The organism is Morganella sp. TYF_1 (genome assembly GCF_043105645.1).
GTDB classification, from domain to species: domain Bacteria; phylum Pseudomonadota; class Gammaproteobacteria; order Enterobacterales; family Enterobacteriaceae; genus Morganella; species Morganella morganii_B.
Genome location: NZ_JBICLU010000007.1, coordinates 66,921 through 82,105, shown reverse-complemented (window position 1 = coordinate 82,105; position 15,185 = coordinate 66,921). Strand labels below are relative to the sequence as shown.

At 47.8% G+C, this 15,185-nt stretch carries 15 protein-coding genes; 6 read left to right on the top strand and 9 right to left on the bottom strand.

The features are described 5' to 3' along the window. Window position 1: 1 nt before the first annotated feature. The 3 genes from rfaC to rfaD are packed head-to-tail and all read right to left on the bottom strand — an operon-like array spanning window position 2 to window position 2,974. Window positions 2-979, bottom strand: coding sequence for a lipopolysaccharide heptosyltransferase RfaC (gene rfaC / locus ACF8OF_RS01870; protein WP_392495541.1), 978 nt, complete (start codon window positions 977-979; stop codon window positions 2-4). Further along, window positions 964-2,025 (bottom strand): ADP-heptose--LPS heptosyltransferase RfaF, encoded by a 1,062-nt coding sequence (rfaF, locus tag ACF8OF_RS01865; protein WP_349467281.1) that lies wholly within the window; start codon window positions 2,023-2,025, stop codon window positions 964-966. Before rfaF ends, rfaC begins: the two co-directional genes overlap by 16 nt. A gap of 10 nt (window positions 2,026-2,035) precedes the next feature. Continuing rightward, window positions 2,036-2,974, bottom strand: a complete 939-nt coding sequence (rfaD, locus tag ACF8OF_RS01860) for an ADP-glyceromanno-heptose 6-epimerase (protein WP_262882300.1) — start codon at window positions 2,972-2,974, stop codon at window positions 2,036-2,038. Between the two features lie 178 nt (window positions 2,975-3,152). Between rfaD and ACF8OF_RS01855 the strand changes: the two genes are divergently transcribed. Together ACF8OF_RS01855 and ACF8OF_RS01850 are read left to right on the top strand one after the other, a co-directional pair. After that, window positions 3,153-4,709 (top strand): phosphoethanolamine transferase, encoded by a 1,557-nt coding sequence (locus ACF8OF_RS01855; RefSeq protein WP_392495540.1) that lies wholly within the window; start codon window positions 3,153-3,155, stop codon window positions 4,707-4,709. A 116-nt stretch (window positions 4,710-4,825) separates the two neighbouring features. Beyond that, complete coding sequence (locus ACF8OF_RS01850; RefSeq protein WP_392495538.1) at window positions 4,826-5,773, top strand: hypothetical protein; 948 nt, start codon at window positions 4,826-4,828, stop codon at window positions 5,771-5,773. Here ACF8OF_RS01850 and ACF8OF_RS01845 read toward each other — a convergent pair. Together ACF8OF_RS01845 and envC are read right to left on the bottom strand one after the other, a co-directional pair. Further along, window positions 5,675-6,778 (bottom strand): divergent polysaccharide deacetylase family protein, encoded by a 1,104-nt coding sequence (locus ACF8OF_RS01845; RefSeq protein WP_392495537.1) that lies wholly within the window; start codon window positions 6,776-6,778, stop codon window positions 5,675-5,677. The two genes, ACF8OF_RS01850 and ACF8OF_RS01845, sit on opposite strands and share 99 nt — an antisense overlap. A 6-nt stretch (window positions 6,779-6,784) precedes the next feature. Further along, entirely contained in the window at window positions 6,785-8,068 is a 1,284-nt protein-coding gene (envC, locus tag ACF8OF_RS01840) for a murein hydrolase activator EnvC (protein ID WP_392495536.1), read from the bottom strand. 354 nt (window positions 8,069-8,422) lie between these two features. Between envC and ACF8OF_RS01835 the strand changes: the two genes are divergently transcribed. The 4 genes from ACF8OF_RS01835 to cysE all read left to right on the top strand — a co-directional run bounded on the left by ACF8OF_RS01835 (window position 8,423) and on the right by cysE (window position 11,252). Then, window positions 8,423-8,860, top strand: a complete 438-nt coding sequence (locus ACF8OF_RS01835; protein WP_262859814.1) for a rhodanese-like domain-containing protein — start codon at window positions 8,423-8,425, stop codon at window positions 8,858-8,860. A 71-nt stretch (window positions 8,861-8,931) separates the two neighbouring features. Further along, complete coding sequence (gene secB, locus ACF8OF_RS01830; protein WP_046892880.1) at window positions 8,932-9,405, top strand: protein-export chaperone SecB; 474 nt, start codon at window positions 8,932-8,934, stop codon at window positions 9,403-9,405. After that, complete coding sequence (gene gpsA / locus ACF8OF_RS01825) at window positions 9,405-10,418, top strand: NAD(P)H-dependent glycerol-3-phosphate dehydrogenase (protein ID WP_262859813.1); 1,014 nt, start codon at window positions 9,405-9,407, stop codon at window positions 10,416-10,418. Before secB ends, gpsA begins: the two co-directional genes overlap by 1 nt. 33 nt (window positions 10,419-10,451) lie before the next feature. Beyond that, complete coding sequence (gene cysE, locus ACF8OF_RS01820) at window positions 10,452-11,252, top strand: serine O-acetyltransferase (protein WP_262882305.1); 801 nt, start codon at window positions 10,452-10,454, stop codon at window positions 11,250-11,252. A gap of 74 nt (window positions 11,253-11,326) precedes the next feature. Here the strand turns inward: cysE and trmL are convergent, their stop codons facing one another. From trmL to ACF8OF_RS01800, 4 genes are all read right to left on the bottom strand, one after another. Next, the gene (gene trmL / locus ACF8OF_RS01815) at window positions 11,327-11,830 is read right to left on the bottom strand and encodes a tRNA (uridine(34)/cytosine(34)/5-carboxymethylaminomethyluridine(34)-2'-O)-methyltransferase TrmL (protein WP_262862602.1); all 504 of its coding nucleotides are present in this window, start codon (window positions 11,828-11,830) and stop codon (window positions 11,327-11,329) included. 153 nt (window positions 11,831-11,983) lie between these two features. Further along, the gene (locus tag ACF8OF_RS01810; protein WP_392495535.1) at window positions 11,984-12,970 is read right to left on the bottom strand and encodes an NAD-dependent epimerase; all 987 of its coding nucleotides are present in this window, start codon (window positions 12,968-12,970) and stop codon (window positions 11,984-11,986) included. 42 nt (window positions 12,971-13,012) lie between these two features. Continuing rightward, window positions 13,013-14,080, bottom strand: coding sequence for a glycosyltransferase family 4 protein (locus ACF8OF_RS01805; RefSeq protein WP_392495534.1), 1,068 nt, complete (start codon window positions 14,078-14,080; stop codon window positions 13,013-13,015). Further along, window positions 14,073-15,182, bottom strand: a complete 1,110-nt coding sequence (locus tag ACF8OF_RS01800) for a glycosyltransferase family 4 protein (RefSeq protein WP_392495533.1) — start codon at window positions 15,180-15,182, stop codon at window positions 14,073-14,075. The genes ACF8OF_RS01805 and ACF8OF_RS01800 overlap by 8 nt, the downstream gene beginning before the upstream one ends. Window positions 15,183-15,185 lie beyond the last annotated feature (3 nt).

Here is a 15,185-nt window from a genome sequence, read left to right as displayed (position 1 = left end):
CTTAACGCGGCATGTGCTCTGCCATGGCGGCGAGCACATCATCCGCACTGACAGAGGATAAATCCCCGTCCTTTGATGTCAGGGCAAACTGCCCCTTACCGTAACCGCCGATCAGCCCCGGGTCTGTCGGGCCGTACAGGGTGATATTGGGTTTATCCAGCGCGGCTGTCAGGTGACTCAGCCCGGTATCGACTGAAATCACGCCTTCCGCACCGGCAATTTCTGCCGCCACATCCGCCAGTGATAATTTCGGCAATACATGCACATGGGTGAATCCTTCCGCCAGGCGCAGCGCCCGCTCCTGTTCATGCGGTGCGCCCCACGGCAGACGGACATGCAGATCAGTATCAGCCAGTTGTGCAAACAGCGCCCGCCAGTGTGATTCCGGCCAGTGTTTGGCATCACGGGTGGTGGCGTGGAGACAGACCAGATACGGCGCGTTATCCGGTGAGATTATCCGGTTATTCAGAAAATGGGCGGCAATCGCGTAATCCCCCTGTGTCTGCGGTTTCTCATAGCCGAGACTCAGGGCAAAAAGCTGACGGATGCGCTCAACAGCATGCTGTGTTTTACTGACAGCGTGTTTCTCATCATAGAAAAAACTCGCCAGCGGCTCGCGGATACTGTGCCGGTCGTAGCCATGTTTGCGCCCATGTGCCAGCCGCGTGACCAGCAGGGCACTTTTAATCAGTCCTTGCGCATCAATGACAGCATCATACGTCTGTGATTGTACGGCTTCGCGGAACTGACGGCGTTCATCACGGATATCACGGCGGAACCAGTTTTTCCGCCAGCGGCGGATAGCGACCGGAATGACGCGATCAACAGCAGCGTGCCAGCCCGGGATCTGGGCAAAACCCTCTTCAACCACCCAATCAAACGTGATCTCTGGGAATGCCTGCACGGCATCGGTCAGTGCGGGCAGGGTATGCAGCACATCCCCCATCGACGAGGTTTTGACGATTAACACACGGCGCATGGCGGGGAACTCTTCAGCAAATCGTCCAGTTCAGACAGCACCTGCGCCGGCTGAATATCAATCAGGCTCTGATGATAGCCCTCATGGGCATCTCCTTTGCGGACTTTGTGATAACCGGAGATCAGACGGATAACGCGGGCTTTCTCTGACAGCGGCGGCGTGAAATCCGGGCTGCTCGGGCCGTATAAAGCAACCAGCGGGCGATCCAGTGCGGCAGCCACATGCATCAGACCGGAATCGTTGGTGATAATGGCATGACAACCGGCAATCAGGTTTACCGCCTGCTCCAGCGAGGTTTTTCCGGCCAGATTCAGGCAGTTTTCGCGCTGTTCATCACTGAGCATGGCGAGGATTTCCTCACCGGCAGCGTGATCTTTTTCCGAGCCGAACAGGACTATCTGAACATCGCGCTCATCAATCAGTTTCTTCGCTAATTCACCGTAGTGATAATGCGGCCAGCGTTTTGCCGGGCCAAATTCAGCTCCCGGACAAAAACCGATAACCGGGCGGTGATCGCTGATATTAAACGCCGCCATACTTTCTGCGATATCCTCATCCCGCACCACCAGCTTCGGCCACAACAGAGGCTGTGGCAGAGCGGTGGCGGCAGGGACATCCGCTTTATCATACGCGAGGGCAACATAGCGCTGCACCATCAGCGGAAAAGCGGCTTTGTCGAGTTTCCGGTGATCGTTGAGCAGACCATAACGCATCTCACCCAGCCAGCCGGTGCGCACCGGGATCTTCGCAAAAAACGGCACCAGCGCTGATTTTAACGAGTTCGGCAGCACATAAGCACGATCATACTTATTATCACGCAGGGAATGCCCCAGACGGCGGCGCTCGCCGAGAGCCAGAGCGCCGTGACCGAGCGGCATGGCGATAGCCTCATCCACTTCCGGCATTTTTGCCAGCAGCGGACGGCACCACGCCGGTGCCATCACATCAATCGTTGCCTGCGGATAACGTGTTTTCAGGGTACGGTAAAGGCTTTGTGACATCATCATGTCACCGACCCACGACGGCCCGATCACCAGAATTTTCATGTGCGTTTAATTAATTTCCCTGATTTAACCAAGCCATATATTCACGAACACCTTCGGCGACCGTTTTGAATTCGCCCGGATAACCCGCGGCACGCAGATTGGTCAGGTCTGCCTGGGTATAAGCCTGATAGCGGCCTTTCAGTTTTTCCGGGAACGGAATGTAATCGAGCGCGCACTGGCGATCACTGTGGAAGTTGGTCACGGCATCGGCGACAGCCTGAAAAGATTCCGCACGACCGGTGCCGCAGTTGAAAATACCGGATTTGGCATTTTTCCAGAACCACAGGTTGACATCCGCCACATCACCCACATAGATGAAATCGCGCAGGAAGTTTTCACTGCCGGAGAATAATTTCGGGTTTTCGCCGTTTAAAATCTGATTATTCAGATGGAAAGCGACACTCGCCATGCTGCCTTTATGGCCTTCACGCGGGCCGTAGACGTTGAAATAACGGAAACCGCAGATCTGAGACTCTGCTTCCGGCAGTATTTCACGGACATACTGATCAAACAGGAACTTGGAATAACCATATACATTCAATGGTTTTTCATACTGCCGATCTTCAATAAAATTGTCACTGCGCCCGCCGTAGGTGGCGGCAGAAGAGGCATACAGGAACGGGATCCGGCGATCCAGACAATAATGCAGCAGTTCTTTGGAGTACTGATAGTTATTATCCATCATGTACTTGCCGTCCCACTCGGTGGTGGATGAGCAGGCACCTTCATGGAATACCGCCTCAACATCCCCGAAATCATCCCCGGCGACAATACCGGCAATAAAATCTTCTTTATCCATGTAATCGGCGATATTCAGATCGACCAGATTGACAAATTTGGTGCCGTCTTTCAGGTTATCCACGACTAAAATATCTGTGTAACCGTCATCATTCAGTGCTTTTACAATATTGCTGCCGATAAAGCCGGCACCGCCGGTGACAATAATCATCACGCATTCCTCTGTTCGGTTCATTTAAGAAAATGAAAAAATCACTGCTTTTATCATAGCATTGAAGGAGGGCAGACGTGGATGAAAAAATAGCGCTGACGGGAGTACCGCACAGTACAACCGAAAAAGTTAAGGTATTATTCAGTTTCTTTTATCTGTTTCCGGTCAGTATTACAGTATGAAAAAAATCAGTTTGTTATTAACCGCGCTTCTGGCCGTTGTTCTGTTTTATATCGATGATAACCACGGTGTGGCACACAGTATAAAAACGGTGTTGTTTACCGTGATGTTTCTGCTGACCTGCGGCTGGCTGACCCGCCACCCGGCCGGGCGGATTATTGCCGGTATACTGGTGCTGTTTTTCTGTATGATTCAGGGAATGCGGTTTTTTTTATGGCAGGTTTATCAGTCCGGATTCAGTGAAACACTGGCGGAAACCCTGATGGCAACCACCCCGGCAGAAGCCGGGGCAATGACACTGATGTACTGGCCGTATCTGGTGGTATTTTTCGCAGGAACGGTGATGTTTTACCTGTTTTGCCGGTATATCGGGCGCAGTTTTTCCGCACGGACACTGCGTAATACGGTTGTGGTTTTCCTGGCGTATCTGGTGATCAGCAGTTCACTTTATTATTTTAACGGTAAATACCGCTCGGATGATTTTGTCTGGGGGGAATCTCTGACCAAACACTCACCGTTTTATCCTCTCGGCACTTTTTTCCGTGTGCATCATATGCAGTTGCTGATCAATGAAGTCAGAACCCGGCAGCCGGTGTTCCGCTATGACATGGTCAATGATGAAATTGAAAACTATGTGCTGGTGATTGGTGAATCGGCCCGCCGTCATGATCTCAGTCTGTATGGCAGGGCAGAGGACACCACCCCGCTGGCGGTTGCGCAGCAGAAAAATATGCTGGTATTTACCAATGCGGTCTCTCCGGCACCGGTCACTATTTTATCTGTACCGGCATCGATTGCGAATGTTCAGCCGGGGCAAACCGGTAACTTCGCGGATTATGCGGATAATATACTGACACTGGCGCAGTCCGCCGGCCTGAAAACGTACTGGTACAGCAATCAGGGAGTCGGCGGAATGGGATACGGGCTGATTGCGGCCATTTCATTCCGGGCAGAGGTAACACGCCGGAATGAGATTATCATTGATGACCGGACACTGCTGCCGGATCTGGAGGCTGCACTCGCACAACCCGGGCGTAAACTGATTATTCTGCATCTCTACGGCAGTCACCCGCCGGCCTGTGAGCGGACAGAAGACAAAATACTGTTGCCGTTCTCCGGCGGACGGGAAGAAAACTGTTACCTGAATTCCGTCTATTATACGGATGCCCTGTTGGGGGATATTACCGCGCAGCTGGCGGACAGCCGCTCATCGATGCTTTATTTTTCAGATCACGGTATGGTCAGGAAACACCTCAGCGGTGATACTGAATATGTTCACGGCATTGCGGATCCGGTCAGGGACTCCTATGACATCCCGATGTATATCTGGTACAGCGAAAAACTGGCCGGGCAGTATCCGCGCGGGCGGAAAATAGAATCCCTCTATTCCGGCAGTGCGGATTACTGGCTGATCAGCGACTGGCTGGGGTTACGTCAGCATGATGAGCGGCGCTGTGTTTCCCCGCTGTCTGATTGTTATCAGCCGCCGGAGGATGTTCTGGTCATGGACGGCAATAAAGAACTGCACAGTTACCGCAGCCTGAATCAGCGCTGAATGCATCTCCCGTCTTTATTCCCGCCGGTGACATCTGAGGGTTTTCCGGCGATAATCTGTTATACACGGAACATGATTGATGATGTGCCCGGTCTGCGGGCTTTAAAGGAACAGACATGAACACGACCACCGTTTTCCGGTTACCGTTATTATTTGTACTGGCTTATATGCTTATCCTGGGTGGTTCGCTGATATTGGTTTCTTATCCGTCTGTCAGTGCCGGCTCGCCTGATTTAACATTAGCGGCGTATTTGTCGCGGGTATTTTCTTTTCAGCTGATCCAGCTGACCGGTATTTTCACCCTGACATCACTCCTTTTTTATCATAACCGGATAACCGAACTGAACCGGAAAACAGTGCTGGCAGTTATCGGCCTGACAATATTTCTGTATACGGTAAACAGTATGCTCGGTGCCCTTAAGGCGGAGTGGCTCCGTAATCTGGCGGCGCAAATCATTGCAGATGGCTCCGGATTTTCCGATGTTATTCTGATGATAAAAACGGTCGATATTTTTCTGTACCTGATTTCTTTTGTATTACTCGGTATCGCCACCCGTCTGACGGCGGCTTATTATCTTAAAGTCAGTTATCCGGCCGTTATTCCGGACGGAAAATCACCGGATATTTACGCCGTGTTGTTCAGTACCGGGGTAGTGTATTTATTGTGGATGGCGGCATCATTTCTGACAGCGGTGATAGCAAAACATTTCCCGGGCGGAATAGCGGAACCGGTTTCTGATAATGTGTACATCACGGCGGCAGGTCTGCTGGTGTTGTGCGGTATTATTTTTCTTTTTGTCCGGCACCGGTTTCCGCCGGACGGCGGAATACTGAAAATCAGACCTCTGGTAATATCTGTTCTGCTCAGCACCGTATTCAGTCTTCTGGCTATGGCCGCCGTAACGGCGGGGACGCTTTTTATCGTATTAATCAGCGACAGTTTCCGGCACGTCGGGGAAACAGAGTTATGGATGATGGCGGCGGTCTGTGTCGTGCTGACTCTGTGGATCAGCCGCGCGGTTATCGGCATGATGTTCCGCCGCCTTCAGATCAGTACTGACTGATTCTTTTGCCGCAGGCGGTGTGGTATCCGCCTGCGGTAGCGCCATACGGATGGAGGACAGCACTTCTGCCACGTTGCCGTTCAGCTGATCTCTCATGACCGCTTCTGCCAGCAGGTTGATATAGCTGACGTAGAACTCCCCGCCGATTTCTGCTTTACCTTCGCACTGTTCTGTCATTGGTGTCAGCCACGGTTTTTCCTTCTCCGCAGGTTTGACCGGTACGACCGGTTTCTCCGGCTGCGGTTTTACGGCGGAGGGTTTACCGGCATGCGTCAGCATATATCCCGGTGACACCAGCTGAATATCCGGCGGCAGTTGCGGGATGAGTTTATGCAGTGCGCGCACCGTTGACGGATGCGGGTGCCCGATGGCGATCACCGATCCCTGCTGACGTGCCAGCGCAACCGCCCGGTTCAGCTGTTTGCGGGTCTCTTCCTCTGTCTGCACATTATCCAGAAAAACCTGGCGGCGCAGTACCCGGACCGGCGTTCCCTGTGCAGCCTGTGTGGCTTTGGTGCTGCCGATGGTCACACTGTCGAGGAAATAAAAACCGGAGCCGGAGAGGGATGCCATCACATGCTGCATGGCGGTCAGATCAGAGGTCATTGCGCTGCCCATATGGTTATTCATCCCGGTGGCATACGGCACGCTGGCAATCGCGGCTTTGATCAGGGTATCAATTTCTGCGGCACTCATGGACGGGCGCAGGGTATTGCGTTCCAGCGGCTGTTTGCTGATCGGTGCCATCGGCATATGAATAAGAATTTCCCGGCCCTGACGGTGGGCTTTCTCCGCCATCTCTTTGCCGAACGGGGAGTTTGGCAGGATAGCGATCGAGACCTGCGGCGGCAGTTCCAGGATGCGGTTATCATCCTGTTTGCGGTAGCCGAAATCATCGATCACAATGGCGAGCTGCGCTGCAGCGGCAGAAAACGTTATCAGTGACGAAGTGATAAAAAGTAACGAAGTCAGTAAGATATTTTTTGTTTTCTGCCGGTAAGTCACGGTGTGCTATCTCCCCAGCCAGGGCTGCGGGTTAACCGTCCGTCCCTGGCGCCGGATTTCAAAATAGAGGCCCGGTTTTTCCTGACCTCCGCTGCTGCCCACCAGTGCAACCGGCTGACCGGCTTTCACCTGATCACCCACATTCACCAGTGCGCTCTGGTTATACCCGTAAAGGCTCATATCCCCTTTACCGTGCTCAACCACCACCACAAGGCCATAGCCCTGCAGCCAGTCCGCCAGCAGGACACGACCATCCGCCACCGCTTTTACCTGTGTGCCTTCCGGCGCGCCAATCACCATACCTTTCCAGCGCAGTTCACCGGAAATACTGTCACCGAAACGGTGTACCAGCGGACCACGAACCGGCCAGACAGCCTGACCGGCAGGACGGCCCAGTCCCCCGGTACGGGACATCAGCGAACGTTCATCCTGAGTCGGGGTATAGGTAGAGCCTTTTTTCTTCGCCTGCGCCTGTTTTTCACGGATACGGGCGGCTTCACGGGCCTCGCGTTCCGCACGGGCTTTGGCCTCACGCTCCGCTTTGGCTATCTTGTTGCGCAGCTGGCTTTCGTTTTGCCGCATCACCAGCAAATCTTTCTGATCAGCTTTCAGCGAGCGCTCCAGCTCGGTCAGCGTGGATTTACGCGCGATTTGGGCGTTGTCGAGCTTTTTCTTTTCACTCTGCTGTTTGCCGAGCAGTTTTTTCTGCTCTGCACGTTTTTGTTGTTCGGTCTGACGGCGGGCGTGCAGCAGCTGAGTGGTTTCTTCCAGCTCTGCAATGGTTTTTTCCCGCGCGGCACCGATATAGGTGTAATAGGCGAGGATCCGCTCATCACGCTGACCTTCCTCACCCTTGAAAATCAGTTCAATACCCTGATGACGCCCCTGACGGAATGCCGCATCCAGCTGTTTTGACAGCAGCGCCCGCTGAGATTTCTGCTTTGCATCCAGCTGCCTGATGTCAGAACTGAGAGAGGTGATTTCACCATCGAGCTGTTTCAGGGTTTTTTGCGTGGAATAGAGTTCACGACCGGCAGCGGCGATATCCTTTTCCTGATTTTTCAGCTGGGTTAACAGATTCGCACGTTTTCCCTGCTGCTCTTTGACGCTCTTTTCTTTCTCCGCGATATTCAGCTGGAGATTTTTCAGCTCATTCTTGCTGGCGTCAGCGGTGGTTGTATTGGCGGCAGAAACAGCAAAAGAGACCGGCAACAGCAGTGCTGCCAGCAATGTGCGGACACCGGGGGATACCCGGCGGGAATGTGTGCGGAAAACGTGCTTATGCGCCAATTTATCTGACCCTGCCGTTGCGCCAAAGAAACGATCGTATTTAACTATTCTAAACTACAATTATTCCATGCCATTTAGAGCGTTACCAGTCCTGTTGTCCGGGATTTACACTTCGGGACAATCCGGCGGCAGAGATTCACCGCGAATTTGTTGCGTTTGTTTTTTACCTTAGCCGCGAATCAATGGTAAATTAACCCCTCTGTCTGTCGGAAAAATGAATTTTCGCGGCATGCGCCGCAAAATTACGATGAAAACAGCCATAACCCGGGCAAGACCGGCTGTATTTGAACCGGCACACAGGTATACTTCTGCCCTTTGATCTTTGTTATTAACCAACGGGAGTTATTGTCCCCCATGCTGCAAGAAATTATGCCATTTGTCAGTAAGCACCCTATTATCAGCCTTGTATGGGTCGCGTTACTGATCTCAGTCATCGTACTGACTGTCAAAGGACTGTTTTCAAAAGTGAAAACAATTCCGCGTTCTGCTGCTATCGCACTGATGAATAAAGAAGAAGCGATTGTCGTGGATACCCGTACCCGGGACGATTTCCGCCGTGGTCATATCATTGACGCGGTCAATCTGACGCCGTCAGAAATTAAAGACAACAACCTTGGTGAAGTGGAAAAACACAAAAACCGCCCTGTTATCCTGGTTTCCGCCAACGGTATGGAGCTGGTCAAACCGGCTGAAAGCCTGCTCAAAGCCGGTTTTGAACGTGTATTTGTGCTGAAAGACGGCCTCTCAGGCTGGACCGGTGATAACTTACCGCTTTCCCGCAGCAAAAAGTAATCCGGCAAAGGATGATTGGAACATCCCCTTTGTAACACACACTCTTTATATGGATATCAAAAGGTAACACTATGTCAGAACAACAAAACACAGAAATGTCTTTTAACATTCAGCGCGTTTACACCAAAGATATTTCTTTTGAAGCGCCGAATGCACCTGCCGTTTTCCAGCAGGAGTGGCAGCCGGAAGTGAAGATGGATCTGGACACCGGTTCAACCAAACTGGCTGATGACGTTTATGAAATCGTTCTGCGCGTCACCGTGACCGCGACCATGGGCGAAGAAACCGCATTCCTGTGTGAAGTTCAGCAGGCCGGTATTTTCACCATCGGCGGTCTGGAAGGTACTCAGCTGGCGCACTGCCTGGGTGCATACTGCCCGAATATCCTGTTCCCGTATGCCCGTGAGTGCATCGCAGGCCTGGTTGGTCGCGGTACATTCCCTCAGCTGAACCTGGCACCAGTTAACTTCGATGCACTGTTCATGAACTATCTGCAGCAGCAGGAACAACAGCAGGCTGCGCAGGAAGATACACAGGAAGCATAATGACAGACGCTTCTATGACTGTACTCGGTGCCGGTTCATACGGCACCGCTTTAGCGATCACACTGGCCCGTAACGGGCACCGTGTGGTGCTGTGGGGGCATGACCCGGAACACATCCGCCAGCTTGAGGCCGATCGCGCCAATCAGGCATTTCTGCCGGATGTCCCGTTCCCGGATACCCTGATCCCGGAAGCCTCCCTCGAAAAAGCCCTCGCGGCCAGCCGTAATATTCTGCTGGTGGTGCCGAGCCACGTGTTCGGGGATGTGCTCAAACGTGTCAAACCGCTGCTGCGGCCTGATGCCCGGATTATCTGGGCGACCAAAGGTCTGGAAGCAGAAACCGGACGTTTGCTGGGTGAAGTGGTGCGTGACGTCCTCGGGGATAACATTCCGCTGGCCATGATCTCCGGTCCCTCTTTTGCCAAAGAGCTGGCTGCCGGCCTGCCGACAGCGATTGCTGTCGCGGCGACAGAACCTGCCTTTGCCGATGAGGTTCAGCAGCTTTTCCACTGCGGAAAAAGCTTCCGCGTCTATAAAAACCCGGACTTTATCGGGATCCAGCTCGGCGGTGCCGTGAAAAACGTCATTGCGATTGGCGCGGGGATCTCTGACGGTATGGGGTTTGGTGCCAATGCGCGAACCGCGCTTATCACCCGTGGCCTGGCAGAAATGACCCGCCTGGGTGTGGCATTAGGCGCAGATCCGTCTACCTTTATGGGAATGGCTGGTCTGGGTGACCTGGTGCTGACCTGTACTGACAACCAGTCCCGTAACCGCCGTTTCGGCATGATGATGGGGCAGGGCGTGAGCGTGGATGAAGCGCAGGAGCGTATCGGTCAGGTGGTGGAAGGATACCGTAATACCAAAGAAGTGCGTGCGCTGGCAGAGCGTGCAGGCGTTGAAATGCCTATCACCGAGCAAATCTATCAAATACTCTACTGCAATAAAGATGTGCTCGAAGCTGCCCGTGCCCTGTTGGGTCGTGCCACCAAAGAAGAAGGTGAGCATTTTTAAGCCCGTTTTTTATCCGAAGTCTGTGAGGTAATTATGTCCTACGAAGAACTGGAAGAAGTCTGGAGCTATATAAAGCAGGAAGCGCGGGACTTTGCTGATTGTGAGCCGATGCTGGCCAGTTTTTTCCATGCGACATTACTCAAGCATGAAAACCTGGGCAGCGCGCTCAGTTTTATGCTGGCCAACAAACTGGCAACCCCGACCATGCCGGCGATTTCTGTCCGTGAAATCGTGGAAGAGGCGTATCACAATGATCCGCAGATGATTAAATCTGCCGCAATGGATATCAAAGCCGTCCGTCTGCGCGACCCGGCAGTGGATAAATACTCCACGCCGCTGCTCTACCTGAAAGGCTTCCATGCCCTGCAGGCTTACCGTATCGCCAACTGGCTGTGGAACCAGAACCGCCGCGCCCTGGCAACCTACCTTCAGAATCAGGTTTCCGTGACATTTGGTGTGGATATCCACCCGGCAGCAAAAATCGGTCATGGCATTATGTTTGACCACGCAACCGGCATTGTCATCGGCGAAACGGCTGTAGTGGAAAACGATGTCTCCATCCTGCAATCCGTTACCCTCGGCGGTACCGGCAAAACCGGCGGCGACCGCCACCCGAAAGTCCGCGAAGGCGTGATGATCGGTGCGGGTGCAAAAATCCTCGGTAATATCGAAATCGGACGCGGTGCCAAAATCGGCGCAGGCTCCGTGGTTCTGCACCCGGTCCCGGCACACACCACGGTTGCAGGTGTCCCGGCAAAGATCGTAGGTAAACCGGGCTGTGAGAAACCCTCTTTGGATATGGATCAGCACTTTAACGGGTGCGAGGGGATTTAGTTTTCGGCTCCGGCAACCAAAAGTAAAAAAGACAGCCAAGGCTGTCTTTTTTGTGTCCGGAATACAGAGTATCGTTAATCCCGCAATAACGCCCCGGCATAATCCAGTTGCCGCCAGGCTTCAAACACAATCACTGCAACGGTATTGGATAAATTCATACTGCGGCTGTCCGGCAGCATCGGTACACGGATTTTCTGGTCAACCGGCATATTATCCAGTACATAAGGCGGCAGCCCACGAGTCTCCGGCCCGAACAGCAGATAATCCCCGGCCTGATAGCTGACATTACTGTGACGCGGTGTGCCTTTGGTCGTCAGCGCAAATACCCGGTTACCGGTCGGCGACTGAGCATTATCAGCACTCAGCCCCTCGCTGTCGAGAAAGGCGTAATAATCATGATGATGTTTGATATCCGCAAACTCACTGTAATCCAGCCCGGCCCGGCGCAGACGTTTATCATCCCAGGTAAACCCCAGCGGGTGAATAAGATGCAGCCGAAAGCCGGTATTGGCACATAAGCGGATGATATTACCGGTGTTAGGTGGTATTTCAGGTTCGAATAAGACGATGTTGAGCATGGTAATTTATGAATAATAAACATGTCAGATATTATTACGCAAATAGTACTAGCGATTTATATATGACTACAAAAAATTCGGCATAATTAATAAGACATAACTAGTATTAACATAAGAAGTATAACTCAGAAGTAATCATGTAATTAATGATAACTAGACTTTATAGTACTTCTTATACCAACTAACAAATTGTTCAATTCCTTCATCAATATCTACCTGTGGTTTATAACCAGTGGCATTGATAAAATCACTGGTATCAGCCCATGTACTGTAAACATCACCAGGCTGCATTGGCAACATATTTTTAATTGACTCAATACCCAAATGTTTCTCAAGTGAACTAATATAATCTATTAAAGAGACAGGGGATCCATTACCAATGTTATAGATACTAAATGGAGTAGCATTACCAATATTATTTGAGACATTTGTAGGTATTATATCTGCAATCCGATAAATACCTTCAACAATATCATCAATGTAGGTGAAGTCTCTGGATAGCATTCCGTTATTATAAACATCAATAGGTATTTTATTAATGATAGCAGACGTAAATTTAAATAGTGCCATATCTGGCCGCCCCCAAGGACCGTATACAGTGAAAAAGCGCAAGCCAGTCGTTGGAATCCCATAAAGATGGGAGTAGCTATGAGCCATTAATTCGTTGGCTTTTTTTGTTGCAGCATAAAGAGATGCTGGCTGGGAAGTGGAATCATGTGTCGAAAAAGGTAGTTTACTATTTAAGCCATAAACAGAGCTTGATGAAGCATAAATCAGATGTTTAATCTTGTGGTTTCGACAACTTTCCAGAATAGTTAAAAAACCAGTCAAGTTAGAATCTGCGTAAGAATATGGATTAATTAATGAATATCTAACACCAGCTTGGGCCGCAAGATGAATGACCTTGTCAAAATTCTCATTCCTGAATAATGTGAATATTTGATCTTTATCCGTGATATCTAATTGATGAAAAGTAAAATTACTCATTTTTATTAAATTAGCAGTACGAGATTTTTTCAATTCTATACTGTAGTAGTCATTGATATTATCAACACCAACAACATGATGGCCAGATTTTAATAATTTCATCGCGATGTGAAAACCAATAAATCCAGCAGAGCCAGTTACAAGATATTTCATTAAAAATCCTGTGTAATATTCATTTTTATTAAAGAAAGGTAGTTATGATATTGTGGTTAGCATTTCAATAAATTTATCATCGTAAGAAGGATACTCTTTAACTGTGTCGATAGCATTTTTTTTCATTCTCAGGAGAATACTTGTATCTTTAAGTAAACGTGATATTACTTGAGATTTTTTCTCATATGATGAGGTGTGATTAACAATAATACTATTATATTCATCGTGACAGTAGAACGGAATTTCGCCGACAGGTGTTACAATGGGTATTAGCCCCATGGATTGAGCTTGCATAACTGAAGCAGCCAAACCTTCACGATGACTTAATTGGAGATAAAAAGTGTAGTTAACAAGAATACTATCAACCATTTCATAGGATATAGATGGATAAAATGTAATGTTATTTGTCATACCTAATGATGAAACTTTATGGTTAAGATTATTTAATTCACCTTCATCAGGACCAAATATGTCAAATTTAGCATCGGGTATTTTTTTATTAATATAACTGAATAAATCAATAGCTCTATCTATCCCTTTTACCTTATTTATTCGCCCAACATATACAAAGCTTGGATCTAATTTTTCAGTATATAACTTATTGTTTCTTTTAAAATTAAATGGAATAATGAATTTTTGTTTATTTGTTTGATATGCAGCCATAGTTTTTTCTGAATCAAACAATACAAAATCAGAATAATGAAATGATATCTTAGAAACTATTTTATCTATAATATGAGCATAATTATCAGAGTGGAAAAAAACTCCTTTTTTAAATTTTCCACGACTTAAAATATAGGAAGCAATATTTTGAATGTGAGATTTCCATAATGATGATATGACTATAATTTTATCATCAGGAGATTGACGGATTGACAATATTTTTTTGGATATCTTAATGAAATTAAAAAATTTAGTATTCAAGTAATGAACTGTAATGTGTGGTGGGAAACTCTCGATGAGTAAGTCTGATTTTTCTATAATAATCAAATGATAGCTTATATTAAGAGATGTGTTTACTTTTAATAATTCAATCTCTTTCAATATACCTCTTTCTACTCCGCCAATTTTTAGTTTTGGTATAATTCTAATTACAATTTTTTTATTCATATTTATCAAATTTTAAATATTCATTAATTATTATTTTCTCATCAAAGTTAGTAGATATAAAACTGTGAGCTTTGATTTTCATTTCTATTATATCGGTATGTGGTTTTTGTAGAAGATATTTTATCTTTTCGATAAGGTCATCAAGAGAACGAGGAATGCATAGCAGCCCAGTTTCATTATCAATTACAGTTTCTTTACATCCAATATTATTTGTAGTTACGATAATCTTACCCATAGCCCCTGCTTCTAAAAGTGATTTAGGAACACCTTCCCGATAGTAGGAGGGCAATACAATACAATCAATCTTGTTTAATGCAATAGTTATATCATCTAAAGGGCCTAAATAATTAATAATTCCATCAGAAACGGCGTTTTCAAATAACAACTTATTGACGCAGGATTTTTGACTAAAGTCTAAATAACCGGCAACAAAGAAATTCAAATTGTTAAACTGTTTTTTTAGCTCTCTCGCAGCGTTTATATATAGAGATATTCCCTTCTCCTCCAACAAACGACCTGAAAATAAAAAATTATTAACACTGGGAGTTGATTTAGAAATATCAAATGTAAATCTATCAAGATCTACACCAGAGCCAGGAATGCGAGCATAATTATTTTTAATGATTTTGTATTTTTTAAATAATTGTAGATCTTCATTATTTTGAAAAAATATAGTGTGTGTCTTTTTTTGTGATATTTTATACAAGAAAAGTAAAATATAATACTTTATATTTTTTCTAATAAATGCTTTTCCTAAACCCGCAATGTTGTTAATGAGTATAGCATCTGTATTTAATAATCTACATGCTAAAGAACAATATATATTTGATTTTGGTGTGAAATTAAATATTATCACGGGCCTTATTGATTTTATTATTTTATAAAACTTAGCTATGTGTACCCATTCTTTAAAAGGATTCATAGATGCTGAGCTGATATCAACTGAGTGAAATATACATCCCATACTTATTAATAACTCTGTATGAGTATCATAAGACGATATAATATGGACTTCACTATTTTTTAGATATTCATTTATAGTGTTTTTTCTAAAGTTATATAAATACCAACATGTATTTGCGGAAAATATTATTTTTTTCATATG

Bases quoted from the DNA above. Each gene is read 5' to 3' on its own strand.
- rfaC (WP_392495541.1), bottom strand. From the start codon at position 979: ATGCGCCGTGTGTTAATCGTCAAAACCTCGTCGATGGGGGATGTGCTG.
- rfaF (WP_349467281.1), bottom strand. From the start codon at position 2,025: ATGAAAATTCTGGTGATCGGGCCGTCGTGGGTCGGTGACATGATGATG.
- rfaD (WP_262882300.1), bottom strand. From the start codon at position 2,974: ATGATTATTGTCACCGGCGGTGCCGGCTTTATCGGCAGCAATATTGTA.
- ACF8OF_RS01855 (WP_392495540.1), top strand. From the start codon at position 3,153: ATGAAAAAAATCAGTTTGTTATTAACCGCGCTTCTGGCCGTTGTTCTG.
- ACF8OF_RS01850 (WP_392495538.1), top strand. From the start codon at position 4,826: ATGAACACGACCACCGTTTTCCGGTTACCGTTATTATTTGTACTGGCT.
- ACF8OF_RS01835 (WP_262859814.1), top strand. From the start codon at position 8,423: ATGCTGCAAGAAATTATGCCATTTGTCAGTAAGCACCCTATTATCAGC.
- secB (WP_046892880.1), top strand. From the start codon at position 8,932: ATGTCAGAACAACAAAACACAGAAATGTCTTTTAACATTCAGCGCGTT.
- gpsA (WP_262859813.1), top strand. From the start codon at position 9,405: ATGACAGACGCTTCTATGACTGTACTCGGTGCCGGTTCATACGGCACC.
- cysE (WP_262882305.1), top strand. From the start codon at position 10,452: ATGTCCTACGAAGAACTGGAAGAAGTCTGGAGCTATATAAAGCAGGAA.
- trmL (WP_262862602.1), bottom strand. From the start codon at position 11,830: ATGCTCAACATCGTCTTATTCGAACCTGAAATACCACCTAACACCGGT.
- ACF8OF_RS01810 (WP_392495535.1), bottom strand. From the start codon at position 12,970: ATGAAATATCTTGTAACTGGCTCTGCTGGATTTATTGGTTTTCACATC.
- ACF8OF_RS01805 (WP_392495534.1), bottom strand. From the start codon at position 14,080: ATGAATAAAAAAATTGTAATTAGAATTATACCAAAACTAAAAATTGGC.
- ACF8OF_RS01800 (WP_392495533.1), bottom strand. From the start codon at position 15,182: ATGAAAAAAATAATATTTTCCGCAAATACATGTTGGTATTTATATAAC.